Below are 15,395 nucleotides of genomic sequence, written 5' to 3'. Positions count from 1 at the left end.
TTACTTACCGAAGCGGTAAGTTGCTGACAACTCCACCTGACGTGGTGGCGCAGTATTGGACCAATAGCCACCCGCCAAGACAGAGGTAGAACCACCGAAGTTTTTGGTGGTCTCATCAGTCAAGTTAGTGCCTAACAGGGCCACTGTCCAGCGTTCATCAGCACTGCTTAGGGCCAAACGCAGATTAACCTTCCAGAAATCATCCTGGTAGTTGTGGCTATCCTGATCTGGCTGAGTGTAGAAACCATCGGAATAGTTTGCATCCACACGAGCACTGAAAATCAGGTTATCACCAATTGGGGAGTTATAGTCAGCAAATACTGTACCGCTCCACTCGGGAGCCAATTCCAACTGTGCACCTGACAGGTCTTGAACCGCGCCGCTTGACGCTGCACAACTGGCATTCCACTCATTGGCATTGGTAGAACAAGGGCCATCAAACTCGTCGTATTCGGCGTCCAACCAGGCCATATTACCGCCAATGGTCCACTCAGGGGTTACAGCCAAGGTCGCCTCCAGCTCAACACCTTGAGAAACGGCTTTTGCGGCATTACCGGTCACAAAGTTAGAACCATCAAAGGACGACACTTGCAGATCATCAAACTTGGTATTGAAGTAAGCCGCATTTAAACGTGCACGGCCATCGAGTAAATCAAGCTTTACACCCACCTCAATATTCTCAGCCTCTTCCTCTTCAAACTCAACATTATCTGGGTTCGGGGTATTATTAGAAGCATTGAAACCACCGGCTTTTGTTGCTTTGGTCCAGGTCAGGTAGGCCATGCCATCACCACTGAAGTCCCACTGTACATTAAAGGTAGGATCAAGGTTTTCTTCGGTACGCTTGCCTTCAAAACTGTTGTTAGCAATACCCAAACCGGCCAATGGGATTAATACAGCAGGGTTTGTAATTGCCGTAGAGTAATCTCCCAAAGCGGTAAGTGTATGGGTACCACGGGCCTCTTTAGTTTCCTCACTGTAACGAGCACCCAATGTCGCACGAACAGTATCCGTGACATTCCAGGTCCCCTGGAAGAATACTGACCAGGCATCGGCCTGCTCATCATACTGAATAAATTGCGAATGGTTTAACGCTGCTCCAGGTGCTCCCGCAAAAGAGAAATCAGCATCCCTTGCACTGAGAGGCCTATCCAGATCCCGATCGATATAATAAGCGCCCAACATATATTCAAAGGTTTCACCTACAGGTGAGGCCAAACGAATTTCATGAGATGACTGCTTGTACTCCTCTTCACCACGACTTACCAGGTAGTCAACGGTTGAAAAATCATAATCGCCAACGGAATCCGACTCATATTCCGAGTAGCCAGCCAGATACGTTAATTCGTACTCGCCAATTGAATGCTTTACCTGAAGCGCAACATTGTCAGACTCCAGTGATAAACGAGGAGCCAAGGATGCAAATGCTTTGTCATTCAGCTTAAAGTCTTCCTGACCAGCAGTGATAGCAGCCTTGTAAGCAAGATGAAGGCCCGCAGCCAGACCCGCTGGAGTAGGCGCTGTTAAATCAATATCAGAAATCTGGAAGTTATTACCCTTCTCATCCAGCTCTGCATGCTCAAGTTTAAGGGTAACTTCGGTATCTTCAGAAGCATCCCAAACCAGTACCGCTCTCACTGCATCGGTCTCAACTTCAGGATAGTCTTTACCTAACACTTCGCTATCTAAATAACCTTCTTCCCCGGCAGTTTTAACCGCCAGGCGACCGTACAGGTTTTCTGCAAGCTGACCAGACACAAACGCATCCACTTCGTGACTGCCATATTCCATCTCGTATTTACCAGTAATTTCTGCTTCGAAATCTTCAGTGGGCTTAGCGCTAATCACACTGACCGCACCGGCAATACTGTTCTTACCAAACAGAACCCCCTGTGGGCCACGCAATACCTCTACACGCTCGACATCCATAAAGGGAACCTGGAACTGACGTGCACGGGCAGCATAAACACCATCAACATACAAACCAACAGATTGCTCAAAAGAACTGTTACCCGCACCAGAACCCAGGCCACGGATTACAATCTGGTTGGTACCTGGAGAGTCACTGATATTCAAGTTAGGCACATAAGCGGACATTTCTTCCAGATTGGATACACCGGAGTTTTGAATAAACTCACCGGAAACCGCATTCACAGAAATGGGTACATCCTGAAGACTCTCGGCACGTTTCTGTGCGGTAACAACAATCTCTTCTAACGTAAAGGATTCTTCGGCATAAACACTAACGGTAGACGACGCTAAGGCTACTGAAATAGCTTGCGCTAAAAAGTGTCTGTGTAATTTCATTGCTCTTCACCTTGTGGTTCTTTTTTATAATGTGGGACACACATAAGGCTTACCATGTAAGGAACTCATCTCTCGAAATGGTAAGGCGACCTTATTTTTACAATCTACCAAAGAGGGGGTAGAGCCGCCCGTGATTAGCCGACACCGAACTGTGATTAGCGGCCCGAAGGGGATAACTCCAAATAGGTAAATACGTGCCAACGTACAGAATTGTCATATACCAACAAATCGTTATACACTCGTGGAATGAGCTATATATAAGAACAACAAACCACAACAATAAAAGCGCTATAAAAGCACCGGAAGACAAAGCCCTGTTAGAGAGAGTCCCACATAATGACCATTCCTAAGGAAGTAAAAGAAATTAGGATATCGGCGGCCAACCCGGCAATCCTCGTGGATTACCTGAAGGAGAAAGGCTTTTCCGAACAGCAGATTTTTGAAGCATTACCCATCAAATCTGAAATACTCGAAGATCCCAGCAACCAAATCTTTTACTATCAATACCTGTACCTGATCAAACGCGCGTTTCACCTGACCGGCGACCCAGGGTTTGGGCTTGAATTTGGCTGCCGCCTCAACTCTACCGGTAGCGGCCTACTGGGACTTGGGGCCCTGGCCTGCCCTAATCTGATTGAAAGCATGCACTTTGTTAAGCGCTGCGCCCCTGTACTTAATGCAGCGGTAAGGATGGATATTCATGTTGATGATGACTATCTCCATGTTGATATCAAAGAAGAGCTTCCCTGGGAGGATACGGAAAACTTTATGGTCGATGTGCCCATGGGCATATTCGCCACAGCATCACGTATGTGGACGCCTGATATGGCAAATCAAATTATCTACCAAGTAAAGCATGCCGCAACCGACAACGGTGAGCCCTACAAAAGCCTGATCACAGGCGATGTACAGTTCAACAGCCCGTTTAACCGGGTATCGTTTCCTATAGCCATCGCCACCAGACCCACCCCCTTTAATAACCCAAGTGCGGTCAAGCAGGCGGAGGAATATCTGGAAAAGCAGATACAGACGATCAATAATGCTCAGAACTCACTGCTCGATCCCATCAAACAGATCATCAAAAGCAGGCCTGGCCATATTCCCGGTATTGAAGAAGCTGCCGAGCACTTTCATGTCTCTTCCAGAACCCTCAATCGACGCCTGAAAACCATTGGCACCAACTACAAAGATGTGGTCTCAGAGGTTAGAAAAGAGCTGGCTATTGAATACCTTGCCGCACCCAAACTGTCCATTGACGAAATCGCTTCATTGCTGGCCTATAAGGATTCTTCCAACTTCAGTAAAGCATTTCGCAATTGGACCGGATACTCTCCATCGCAGTACAGAGAAAACAACTTTAACGCATAAACGTATCGTTATGACATAAAAAAGGGCCTACCCTAAGGCAAGCCCTGCAAACCTCTTTACCGAAGCAAAAAGGGGAGAGAGTGGTAGTCATTGGCTTAGCGAGAAGCCAATACTGATCCGGAAAGATTCTTGATGTAGAGTAATTGATTCACTGATTTTGCGCTCATCAATAGAAGACAGTTTTCAGTGAAATAATGACATCGGCTATAACTGTCCTATCTGATCAGGACAGCTCCACTTTCAGTGGGTTATAACTGTACACCCATTTCATTTCTGCTCGAGCCTCTTGCTTCCCTGTACGACTGGTAAAAGATTCCCGCAACGCCTTAATATCCTGCTGGTGAAACAGCTCGCCATTTTTAGTTGAACGCTTTTGAATACGTGCAGTTCTTTCGATACGATTACCCTGGTATTTCTGTAGCGCAGTGCTCACATCAGAGCATTCGCTCAAGCTACGCCTTAACACCCAGGCATCCTCAATCGCCATGGCAGCCCCTTGAGCAAAAAATGGCAAGGTTGCATGGGCAGAATCACCCAGCAAGGTTGCTTTATGCGTACTCCAATTCTCAATGGGTAAACGGTTGTAAAGCGCCCAGCGATAACACTCATCTCTATCCATGGCATCGATCAGTGTTTGCACTGTAGGATGCCAGCCAGCAAAATCTTTTTTCAGCTCATCCCAAGGGGCTTTTAATGTCCAGGATTCTTCTCGCCAGTCAGGATCATCCTCTACCACACCCACAAAATTGACCAGTTCCTGATTACGCAGGTAATAAACCACAAAATGCTTACCTGGGCCGACAAACACCGTCACCTGACGATCCATAAAATCTTTGGGTAAACGTGATGCCAGCACTACCCCACGCCAAGCCAGATTACCTGTCCAATTAGGCTCTTCTTTACCGTGAATTTGTTCGCGGATCACCGATTTAACCCCATCAGCACCAATTAACATATCGCCTTGATAACTACGTCCATCAGTAAGCTCCAAAGTCACACCCGATGCATCTTCACTAAAACCCTTAACACCGGCATTCAACAGCACAGCGCCAGGCGATTGCTTCTGCAAATGTTCAGCCAAAACCGTATGAAGATCAGCACGATGGATATGCAAGTAAGGCGCACCAAAAGCCAATCGGTGAACCAGCCCCTGGGGAGCAGCGAATATCTTTTCACCGCTATCATACAAACGCGTCTCGACTCTTTTGGGAGCAACCGCGCGTAATTTCACCTCGTCCAGTACCCCGATAGCCTTTAACACTTTGGTAGCATTGGCACTTAACTGAATCCCGGCCCCCACTTCACTGAGCTCGGGGGCCTGCTCGAACACTTTTACCTTGTGCCCCGCCTGCATAAGGCTAAGCGCTGCGGTTAAACCGCCAATGCCTGCCCCGGCAATTAACACTGTTTTACTGTCCATATTCTCATTCTCTGTATGCCTACAAAACTAATCAGTATACTGATCATATTGATCAGCATACTGACGAGTTTTCAAAATAGCAACGATTGTTTTAGAATAAGCGCCTCGAAACCAAGAACCCTAGCCCATGACTGACAGCCCCCTAAGCAAGGAACAGCAAGCACTACTTCATGAGCTCACCGAACAAGCGCCCGCCGATGCTATCATTGGCCACTTAACACGTCGTTTACATCAGGCCTTTAATTCTGGCTGGTTAGCCAATGCTCCCATGGAAGTAACACCTCCACAGTTATTGATGCTTACCTTTCTGTCCCGCTTTCCGGGCAGCGACCAAATCAGTTTGGCCTATGCTTGCTCGATGGATCGCTCTACGACAGCCACATTAGTCAAATCGCTAGAAAAGGCGAACCTGCTAACTCGCACGCGTGATCCCAACGATGGTCGACGCTGGTGTCTGAATATCACCCCTCAAGGCCAAGACATTGTGGATATCTGCAATGCAGAAGTGCCGGCTGTAAACAAAAAAGTATTAAAAAACCTGAATCCCGAACAAATTGAACAGCTAACATCTCTGATAAAGTTAGCACTTGGACCCACCTAGCGGACAATAGTCGTCCGCTTATCACTGCCACCTGTCAAATAATAACAAGGGTGATTAAACTCGCACTTGTTACAGTAGATATCTATAACTGCAGTAATCTGCATAACTTTTATAGAACTTTTTATAGAAACTTTTATAGATAATCTGAAGGCTAGCATGCAGCATCCAAACGGAATTAATCACCTGGCTATATCCACCTCGGATATGCGCGAGACACTTTTATATTTCAACAACGCTCTCGGTTTCCCATTGCAGGCTCTGTACTGGATGCACGGTGTTAAAGATACGGTCCACGGCTTTCTGAAAGTTAATGACACCTCATTGCTGGCGTTTGTATATAACCCGCAAGTCAGCCCGACTATTGAAGTCGGCAAAACTCACCCAGGATCAATCAAGGGCGTTAGCACCAAGGGCACTATGCACCACTTATCATTCAATGTGGATAGCATTAACGACCTGGAAATATTGCAAAAAAGTATTCGAGCCAAAGGCATCCAGTGTTCAGAGCTTGAGACTGATGGCTTGCTTACCTCGATAGAACTACCGGGCCCGGATGGTATTTTGCTGCAGGTGACTTGCCAGGAATCCTACCCTGAGGAAGAGTTGTTCGACTTGGAAGCAGCACAAGCCGTAGGCATTAACAGTGAGGAGCTTAACAGGATGAAGTCCCCAGCTGCTTATACAAGTCCTGCGTCCCCCGTACCAAATATGCCCTACGGTAAAGATGCGGGTTACCGTATGAACTATCCACCAGCGACCTATAAAACCATGGTAGCAGCGTCTGACAAAGTCCTGTTTGCGGCAACGCAAGACCATATCCCTCCCACTAAGAAGCAACCACGTTTCCGCTTGGGAACCTTTATTGCCAAAATGAGACTTGCCTCCCTGATGGTCGCCCATTCAATTACCAGCCTGTGGAGAAAGTCATGAATATGCCTGCTTCCGATGTCCTTAAGACGAATAGCCTAAGTCCTAATAACTTTAGCCATTTGGAGTTCAATACCCGCGATCTTAAACCCCAGCTGGAATACTTTTCCGATGTATTGGGTATGCCACTGGTTTCTATTCGCTGGGCAGATAAAACTGAAAGTTCAGTGCGTGCCATGCTGAAGCTTAATGAGCACGCCATGATTTCGTTCCTGTGTACCCTGAGAACACCGAGCGAAGTTGAATTGGGGGTAACTCACTCCGAAAACCCGGGTGATGCAACTACTACAGGCACGGTTCAGCATACAGCGCTGAATGTCGATTCCATTGAAGATCTTCTTGCCATTAGGGATAGAATCCGCTCACGCGGTGTACACTGTGTCGGCCCGATGGACCACGGATTCTGCCAATCGATCTATTTCCTGGGGCCAGACAGTTTGGCATTGGAAGTCGCCACACTCACCACTGACGATATGACTCAATGGATCGATCCAAACGTTGCCGAAGCGATCGGCCTATCCGCTGAAGAAATGATAAAGTTAGGTCGATAGTTCTCATCAAACTATCAAGCAAAAAAATGGCCGGTTTACCCGGCCATTTTTTAGACAGATTTAGCAATCGCCTGAAATAGATCTACATGATGTAACTTGTAACCTTCCGGCTTCTCGTAGAAGCGTGTATTAGCCGAGACAGTCGCGATCACTATATTTTTCTCCGGGTTCACATACACATACTGACTGTGAATACCCGAAGCAAAGAAATCACCGCCATAAGGAAATTCCGGTGTCCACCAAAGGTAACCGTAACCCCAAGGTTTTAAGCAATCGTCACGCTTACCGGGCATCAAGTGTGGTGCATGCGGTGTAGTCGCTTGCTTGACCCAGGCTTCTGATATCAACTGCTTTCCCTCCCACTGGCCATTCTGTAAAAACAATTGGCCAAATTTAGCGTAGTCACGCAAGCAGGCAAAGAAGCCGCCAGCCGTAGCTGGCGCACCAGTAGGATCAACAGCCCACTTAGCATCCTGCTCTGCGCCTATCGGTTCCCATAAGCTTTCGTGCATAAATTCGGCAAAGTTTTTATCACCCAACGCATGATCCACCACCAAACCAAGAACCAAGGCATCCATAGAGCTGTAGCCGTTATAGGTACCGGGCGCTTTGTCCCTCCCAATGGTTTTAACAAAATCAATATAAGGCTTATGGAAAGCCGAATGCTTTTGAAACCTAGGCATATCGGAAGGCGCACCTTCCTCGTAATCCTCCTGGAAATCAGCACCACTACTCATTTCCAAACACTGAGCAAGAGTGACGCCATCGAAGCCCGTGTTTTTCAGTTCGGGAACATACTTAACCACAAGATCATCAACCGAATCTAAAACGCCATGATCCAGAGCTAAACCAACGACCGTTGAAGCCATGGACTTACCGACAGAAAATGACATATGTCGGTCTTGTGGCTGCATGCCATTGTAATACTGCTCGTGCACAACCTTGCCATCGATCAGGATCAATATTCCGTCGCAATTCACTTCTTTCAGGTATTCCTTCGTATTACGCGTTTTACCTTCAGTGACAAAGGTTTCTGGCAACGACAAAGCAGTATTAGACTTAGTCAGAAGATAAGGAACAGACGACTTACGTACCAGACTTGTTTCTAATTTATCACCGATAGTTCGCAACGACGTAGAAAACTTGGCAGGGTCTTTCATGCTCCTGGCAAACCCTGCCATTACTAATAACCGCTTCGCAAACTTTATAAATGTCATGCCTCCTCCTTGTTTTTTAATAAATCCAAAGCAACATCAACAATCATATCTTCCTGGCCGCCCACCATGCGCCGCTTGCCCAGCTCAACTAGAATATCGACGGTCTTTAAGCCGTATTTTTCTGCGGCCACTTCTGAATGGCGCAAGAAACTGGAGTAAACCCCAGCATAACCAAGTGCCAGTGTTTCACGGTCTACTCGTACAGGACGATCCTGCAACGGACGTACGATATCATCAGCCGCATCCATTAACTTATACAGGTCAGTACCGTGATCCCAGCCCATACGTTCAGCCGCGGCAATAAACACTTCCAAAGGCGCGTTACCGGCACCCGCTCCCATACCTGCAAGACTGGCATCCACTCGATCACACCCTTCTTCAACCGCTACAATAGAATTGGCCACACCCAGTGACAGGTTGTGGTGCGCGTGCATACCGGTTTGCGTTTCCGGTTTAAGTACATCTTTCAGCGCACGGAAGCGATTGCGAATATCACTCATACTCATAGCCCCACCAGAATCCACAACGTACAGACAGTTGGCACCGTAACCTTCCATCATTTTCGCCTGCTCCGCCAAACCTTCCGGAGTTTGCATATGGCTCATCATCAGGAAACCGACCGTATCCATACCCAGTTTACGGGCATGTTCGATATGCTGCCTGGATACATCCGCTTCAGTACAGTGAGTGGCTATTCGGGCGACACGGGCACCGGCATTGTAGGCATTATCCAAATCATGGATAGTTCCAATACCTGGAATCAGCAGCGTGGTAATGCTTGCGTGTTCAATAACATCGGCAACAGCTTCGATCCACTCCAGATCGGTGTGAGCACCAAAACCGTAGTTAAAGCTCGAACCTTGCAAGCCATCACCATGGGCCACCTCAATACTGTCTACCTTGGCTTCATCGAGCGCCTTGGCAATCTTCTGTACATCTTCAATGGAGTATTGATGGCGCACTGCATGGCTGCCATCGCGCAAAGTTACATCAGAAATAAAAAGTTTTTTACCGGGATTAAAAGTCATTGTGTTATCTCCTTTACCTTAAGCGACAGACTGAGAAATACGCTCGGCAGTAGCCAGCGCGGCGGAAGTCATAATGTCGAGGTTACCCGCATAGGAGGGTAGGTAGTGAGCCGCCCCTTCTACCTCAAGGAAGATAGAGGTTTTTAGACCACTCATGTGCCCCACCCCTTCCACATACACAGGATTGGCTTCATCGATAATATCGAACTGCACTTCCTGCTTTAGACGATAACCCGACACGTAGGACTGGACAGCTTGTGCCATCTCTTTCACTGAGGCTGCAATAGCATCTTGATCGGCCAATTCGGACAATACATATACCGTATCTCGCATCATCAATGGCGGCTCGGCAGGATTAAGAATAATAATGGCCTTGCCCTTAGAGGCCCCACTAATCACTTCAATCGCTTTGGAAGTCGTTTCGGTAAATTCATCTATATTCGCGCGGGTCCCTGGACCGGCAGACTTACTACTAATAGAAGCAATAATTTCACCGTAGTGCACCTTAGCCACACGGGATACTGCAGCAACCATAGGGATGGTCGCCTGGCCACCACAGGTCACCATATTTACATTGCTTTCATTGAGGTTTTCTTCCAAATTGACCACCGGCACACAGTAAGGGCCGATAGCAGCTGGGGTGAGATCAATAAAACGCAAGCTGCTTTTTTGACTCTTTAAGAATTCAACATTGTGAACGTGAGCACCGGCGGATGTTGCATCAAAGATCACATCAATGTCTGCAAATTCAGGCAGATTGATCAGGCCTTCTACACCTTCGTGGGTCGTGGCTACCCCCATGCGATTGGCACGAGCCAAGCCGTCTGATGCAGAGTCGATCCCAACCATCGCGCCCATTTCAATCCAATCACTGGTGCGCAGAATTTTAATCATCAAATCAGTTCCGATATTACCGGAGCCGATAATTGCGGCTTTCATTTTTTTACTCATAATGTATTCCTCGGAGTCTTACTCCATTGCTGGAAACCTATCAGAACCCCGTTAGGGAAGTACTTTTTTAAAAAGCTTCACTTTAACGTCAGTATGTACGTTATTGATCACATAGGGGTCTTCCGCCACCCATGCTTGCGCTGCCTCAATGGAATCAAAATCAGCGACAATTAAACTGCCGGTAAAACCCGCCTCACCAGGTTCCAATGTATCCACAGCTGGGTGAGGCCCCGCCACCAGTAACCGACCTTCTTCAGCCAGTGCTTTTAGACGCGCCACGTGTTGCGGGCGGTGTTGATCGCGTAGAGGTAGGCTGTTTTCCACATCTTCGCTAATAATGGCGTACCACATAATTTCTTTCCTTTTACCTATAAATGACACTAAGTAGACTTGCCACGATCAGAGAAGGGCACAAACTGTGTGCCACCGTAGGTTTGTTCGGTTGGCATAATTTCCATCTGGCTGATATTGACTCGCCACGGAGCGCTTACGCAGTAGACAATGGCATCGGCAATATCGTCAGCTACCAGATCTTCACACTGATTTTCTACGGCTTTCTTCAATTGCTCTTCGTCATCAATAGCCACGTTATAGAATTCACTGATAACACGGCCGGGATTAATTTCTGTCACCCGCACGCCTGTGCCCTGCAGCTCTAGACGCAAGTCACGGGATAGTTTATGAATTGCCCCTTTGGTTGAACCATAGAGCGCTGCAGGCAACGGGTATAACGCAGTCACCGAACTCATATTGACAATATGACCGCGACCACGCTCGATCATGCCTGGCAGTACCGCCTTGATCATCAACAGTGCCGAGGTCACATTGGTATCAATGGTCATTTCGATATCTTCGATTTCGGCCTTCCACATAGAACCCAATGCACGACCTAAACCTGCATTGTTAACCAGTATATCCACAGGGTATTTCTCACCCAGTGCTTTTACTGCCTGTCGATCACGCACATCCAACTCAATAGGAATACAACCTGTTTCGTCTGCGAGTTTTTGCAAACGATCGATGCGACGCGCTGCCGCATAGACCTTTACACCGTGCGCCCTCAGCGCACGTGCAGTTGCTTCACCAATGCCGCTGGAGGCGCCGGTAACTAATGCTGTCATAGTGTTATCAAGAGCCATAAAATCTTCTCTCTATATTGATCTCAATTCGTTAGTGTTCATGACTGACTGTCAATGATAGTGTTTGCACTTGGACATCTTGCCAACCCCGGCATTAAAACTGTTGGTCGGGTCCAGGCTTTGGTAAAAATCGGCCAAATCAGGCTCAGCCTCATAGAGGTGACCTACATTGTGCTCCGCCGGGTATTTCGCCCCTATATCATCCAGCTCGTTGAGGATTTGTTGTTTTAACGCGGGGATATCCACACCTTTTTTAACAACAAAATCCCAGTGAAATACCATGCATAAAAAGTGACTAAGCTCATAAGGCGCAGCTAACTTATCCAGCGTATCCTGACTCAAGAGTTGGTGCCAATTGTCCGTATTGCGTGGCAACGCAATATCCAACGGCATTAATCCCTCCACTTCATCACTGTGAATAATGGCGTAGCGGCCAGAAGCGCCACCTGCAACAAAGCGATGTAACTGTGCGGCATCCCCTTCTTTTTCGGTACACCAGAACCATTCACCTTGTCGATCAGAGCGTTGTTGCAACTCTGGTCCGTAGTAGTCTTGCAACAGTTTGTTAATATCAACGATCGACTGATCGCTGGCTTTGATCATCAGGTAATGCTCAAAGCGATCACGGTAAGCAAGCATGCGTTTGGGTAGATGGTTGGGCCACAACTTGCTAAACAACTGCAGGCAGTGATCAGCTACATTCGCAGGTATAAACGGTATTCGACTAAACAGACCATCAACCTTGGCCTTCAAGGCAAACAGCTTGGGTAAAAATGCGGTCCCTAATAGATTGATAAAGATATAGGTATCTTTAGCATACACCGCAGAGCCATCAAAATAACTGCGGTGCATATACTCAACCATGTCCGGCAAATCCGACAATTCGGTGAGAATACGTTTACGTAACTCGGTAAACTCTTCCGGGTCATTAGTTCCTAGATAAAAAACCTGTTCGTTCTGAGGTTCAGCGAAGGTATCCAAGCGGACCGCAAAAACTGCCAGCTTGCCTGCACAGCCGCTGGATTCAAATAAACGGCGTTTGTCTGCGTTAAAACGAGCCGGCGTATCCGCGTCGATATTTCGCACACGATCCTGATACTCACGATCAGATGCATACGCTTCGATATCAAACGCAGAATCTCTCCCGAGCTGGCCTCGCTCAAGATTGTTGAATATCTCCTCCGGCGTATCACCCAACTCAACACCCAGATGATTCACCAAACGCAGCTCGCCAGCCTCGGTTACTTCCGCAAACAAAGACAATTCGGTATAGGCGGGTCCGCGATTGACCAGATTGCCACCGGAGTTGTTACAAACCCCACCCACCACGGAAGCACCAATACAGGAAGAACCAATCACCGAATGAGGCCCTCGCTTTATGGGCTTCAAAGCATCTTCCAACTGATATAACGTGGCGCCAGCACAGGCAATCACCTGCTCGCCTTCACCCAGTAAAATCAACTTATCCAGTTTCAGTGTGCTGATAATCACGATATCACGATCGTAGTTAACACCATCCGGGGTCGAGCCGCCGGTTAACCCAGTGTTGGCTGCCTGCACAAGAATAATTTTGTCGTGAGCAACACAGACTTCCAACACGCGCCAGAATTCCAGCAACGTATGGGGAATGGCAACAGCGCAGGCTGCCCCGCCACCGATCTTAATGCCTTGCCGATAACGCTGAGTGGCACGCTCACTGGTTAGTACCTGAGAGGGACTCAACACCTCACGTAAGTTGGCATAGAGAACCTCAAGGGCCATCTCATCTGTCACTGCAATGGAAGTCATTAGCCACGCCAGTCCTGCATAAAGTCCAGCAATTCTTTATTCACTAGATCTGGACGCTCTTCCTGACACAGATGCCCACACTCGGGTAACGGTACCGCCCTTACGTCGGTACCCATGGTTTTCCAGACCGCTTCGACATCAAACCACTGACCTACCAAGTCAAAGTCTGCACCCCACATGGTTAAAATCGGACACTGGATTTTCACTTCGGCATCTTCTAGGTCTTGAGCGGTATCAACCGGTGCTGCGCGATAGTCATTAAACGAACCACGCAATGCGCCAGGACGGGAATAGGCTTTTACGTATTCGGCGACTTCTTCATCAGTGAACAGCTCGCGGTTATAGGACCAACTGGACAACCAGTGACGTAACCAGATTTCTTCACGGCCGGTAATCAATGCCTCTGGCAAATCCACCAATTGATTAAAGTTAAAGAACCAGTAACCCTTGGCCATTTGCCCCGGACTGATATCAGTACCCGTAGGGCGACCGCTCATGGTTTCAAATACAATACGGGTGGGAATATTGTCCATGGTACAAATGCGGTCAACCATCTCAGGGTGATCCTTGGCAAAACGTGTAGTCACTCGTGCACCGCGATCGTGTCCGACCATCACTACCTTGCTGTAACCACAGTGCTCAATCAGCTCTTTGATATCTTGAGCCATATTGCGCTTGTCATAACCATCCGCAGGCTTATCTGTTTCACCATAACCCCGCAAGTCAGGGACAATCAGACGGAACTTCTCAGCCAGTACTGGAATCTGTTTGCGCCAGCCATACCAGGTTTCTGGCCAGCCATGTAACAGAACCACCGGTGGGGCATCTTCCGGGCCGGCTAGAACATAATGCATATGGATGCCGTTAACTTCGGCGCGATGATGTTGAATATCCACTGACTTCACTCTACTTCTGTTTAGATTCACTAACACTAAAGCAAAAGCTCTACAGCCCCCAAGTGGCTAACAGACAGTAAACAGTGAAATGCTGACAAGCTTGCCTTTACCTTACAGCCTGTATTTTTTGATCCTTATCAAGCACTTAACGCTTTTCACCGATATTCAATGCCGCTGTCTCCTAATCACCAGTAACACGTACGTAAATCACCGATGGCTTTTCGCCAACCCTGTTAATCTGCAATGGAGAGCACATTATTCATTCATTTTCTCGAGGTAGAGATATGTCTAACAAACCTGTTATGAGCCCAAACGGAATTAATCATCTGGCTATTGCCACCAGCGATATGAAAAAGGTCCTGCAGTATTTCAATCAGGTACTTGGGATGCCTTTAGCCTCCTTGTACTGGATGCACGGTGTAGAAAATACCGTTCACGGTTTCCTGGTATTAAACGAGACGTCCTTGCTTGCCTTTGTGGCAAACGATCAAATCAAAAGCCAAGTTGATATTGGTGTAACCCACTCCGGCAACCCAGGAGATCCCTGTGCTGGCGGCACCATGCAGCATTTGGCTTTTAATGTGGACCGCCATGAAGACTTGCTAGCGGTACGTGACCGCATTCGCGCTAATGGTATTCACTGTGTTGGCCCCATGGATCACGGTTTAATGCAATCTATTTACTTTGCTGGCCCGGATGGCATGACTCTGGAAGTTGCCTACTTAAGCGGTGAAGATCCTGCTAAATGGATTGATCCGGAAGTGGTTAAAATGCTGAATATTAGCGATGAAGAGCTGGATCAACTAAAAAAACCTGCACCGTTTGTGCAACCTGCTGAACCGGTACCAAACCCATCATTGAAAACGGCCAATGAAGAATACCGTATGGTATACCCACAAGAAACTTATGAACTGATGGTTAACACACCGGACGACGTCTTAGCAGAACTTACCAAGGACAATATTCCACCGACAGAAACCGATGGACCAAAAGCTCCACCAACGGTCGAAGACCTTCAGAAGCTACAAGCCTGATAACGGACAAGCAGTGTAGAATCAACCCAATCAAAGCGGAAGCTAATCATTCGATTTCGTCATTTGAGGTCACAGCTATGCTCACTGAGCAAGAACACATCTCCGTTTAGCAGTAAATGCGGCCAAGCCCCACATGGATGGCCGCATTTACTGGCTCTTTAGCGCTAC

General features: G+C 47.7%; 14 protein-coding genes. 5 read left to right on the top strand and 9 right to left on the bottom strand.

Annotated features, from left to right (window positions below):
• Positions 1-2,307, bottom strand: coding sequence for a TonB-dependent receptor (locus ACGHZ6_RS06755; protein ID WP_390618071.1), 2,307 nt, complete (start codon positions 2,305-2,307; stop codon positions 1-3).
• A gap of 336 nt (positions 2,308-2,643) precedes the next feature.
• Here ACGHZ6_RS06755 and ACGHZ6_RS06750 point away from each other — a divergent pair, with 336 nt between their 5' ends.
• Positions 2,644-3,675 carry a helix-turn-helix domain-containing protein gene (locus ACGHZ6_RS06750; RefSeq protein ID WP_390618070.1) on the top strand — a complete coding sequence of 344 codons (1,032 nt, stop codon included), beginning with the start codon at positions 2,644-2,646 and terminating at the stop codon, positions 3,673-3,675.
• A 223-nt stretch (positions 3,676-3,898) separates the two neighbouring features.
• Here ACGHZ6_RS06750 and ACGHZ6_RS06745 read toward each other — a convergent pair whose 3' ends face one another.
• A complete protein-coding gene (locus ACGHZ6_RS06745) occupies positions 3,899-5,095 on the bottom strand; it encodes an FAD-dependent monooxygenase (RefSeq protein WP_390618069.1) in 1,197 nt (398 codons plus the stop codon).
• 127 nt (positions 5,096-5,222) lie between these two features.
• Here ACGHZ6_RS06745 and ACGHZ6_RS06740 point away from each other — a divergent pair, with 127 nt between their 5' ends.
• From ACGHZ6_RS06740 to ACGHZ6_RS06730, 3 genes are all read left to right on the top strand, one after another.
• A complete protein-coding gene (locus tag ACGHZ6_RS06740; RefSeq protein ID WP_390618068.1) occupies positions 5,223-5,696 on the top strand; it encodes a MarR family winged helix-turn-helix transcriptional regulator in 474 nt (157 codons plus the stop codon).
• Positions 5,697-5,852: 156 nt separating this feature from the next.
• Positions 5,853-6,626: a VOC family protein gene (locus ACGHZ6_RS06735; protein WP_390618067.1), complete on the top strand. Its 774-nt coding sequence runs from the start codon at positions 5,853-5,855 to the stop codon at positions 6,624-6,626.
• Positions 6,623-7,174, top strand: coding sequence for a VOC family protein (locus tag ACGHZ6_RS06730; RefSeq protein WP_390618066.1), 552 nt, complete (start codon positions 6,623-6,625; stop codon positions 7,172-7,174). The genes ACGHZ6_RS06735 and ACGHZ6_RS06730 overlap by 4 nt, the downstream gene beginning before the upstream one ends.
• Before the next feature lie 50 nt (positions 7,175-7,224).
• Here the strand turns inward: ACGHZ6_RS06730 and ACGHZ6_RS06725 are convergent, their stop codons facing one another.
• From ACGHZ6_RS06725 to ACGHZ6_RS06695, 7 genes are read right to left on the bottom strand one after another with little or no spacing between them, the layout of a single operon-like run.
• Positions 7,225-8,391: a serine hydrolase domain-containing protein gene (locus ACGHZ6_RS06725; RefSeq protein ID WP_390618065.1), complete on the bottom strand. Its 1,167-nt coding sequence runs from the start codon at positions 8,389-8,391 to the stop codon at positions 7,225-7,227.
• Complete coding sequence (dmpG, locus tag ACGHZ6_RS06720) at positions 8,388-9,419, bottom strand: 4-hydroxy-2-oxovalerate aldolase (RefSeq protein ID WP_390618064.1); 1,032 nt, start codon at positions 9,417-9,419, stop codon at positions 8,388-8,390. The genes ACGHZ6_RS06725 and dmpG overlap by 4 nt, the downstream gene beginning before the upstream one ends.
• Before the next feature lie 18 nt (positions 9,420-9,437).
• Positions 9,438-10,370, bottom strand: a complete 933-nt coding sequence (locus ACGHZ6_RS06715; protein ID WP_390618063.1) for an acetaldehyde dehydrogenase (acetylating) — start codon at positions 10,368-10,370, stop codon at positions 9,438-9,440.
• 51 nt (positions 10,371-10,421) lie between these two features.
• Positions 10,422-10,721, bottom strand: coding sequence for a YciI family protein (locus ACGHZ6_RS06710; RefSeq protein WP_390618062.1), 300 nt, complete (start codon positions 10,719-10,721; stop codon positions 10,422-10,424).
• 29 nt (positions 10,722-10,750) lie between these two features.
• Entirely contained in the window at positions 10,751-11,509 is a 759-nt protein-coding gene (locus ACGHZ6_RS06705) for an SDR family oxidoreductase (protein ID WP_390618061.1), read from the bottom strand.
• A gap of 51 nt (positions 11,510-11,560) precedes the next feature.
• Positions 11,561-13,297: a D-lactate dehydrogenase gene (dld, locus tag ACGHZ6_RS06700; protein WP_390618060.1), complete on the bottom strand. Its 1,737-nt coding sequence runs from the start codon at positions 13,295-13,297 to the stop codon at positions 11,561-11,563.
• On the bottom strand, positions 13,297-14,193 hold the full coding sequence (locus ACGHZ6_RS06695) for an alpha/beta fold hydrolase (RefSeq protein WP_390618059.1): 897 nt from the start codon (positions 14,191-14,193) through the stop codon (positions 13,297-13,299). The genes dld and ACGHZ6_RS06695 overlap by 1 nt, the downstream gene beginning before the upstream one ends.
• 284 nt (positions 14,194-14,477) lie before the next feature.
• Here ACGHZ6_RS06695 and ACGHZ6_RS06690 point away from each other — a divergent pair, with 284 nt between their 5' ends.
• Positions 14,478-15,227: a VOC family protein gene (locus ACGHZ6_RS06690; RefSeq protein ID WP_390618058.1), complete on the top strand. Its 750-nt coding sequence runs from the start codon at positions 14,478-14,480 to the stop codon at positions 15,225-15,227.
• The last annotated feature ends 168 nt before the right edge of the window (positions 15,228-15,395 follow it).

The sequence above is a fragment of the Maricurvus nonylphenolicus genome, from assembly GCF_042854845.1.
Taxonomy (GTDB): Bacteria; Pseudomonadota; Gammaproteobacteria; order Pseudomonadales; family Cellvibrionaceae; genus Maricurvus; species Maricurvus nonylphenolicus.
The sequence above is the reverse complement of the archived record's forward strand: the minus strand, read 5'-3'. Positions and strand labels throughout refer to the sequence as shown.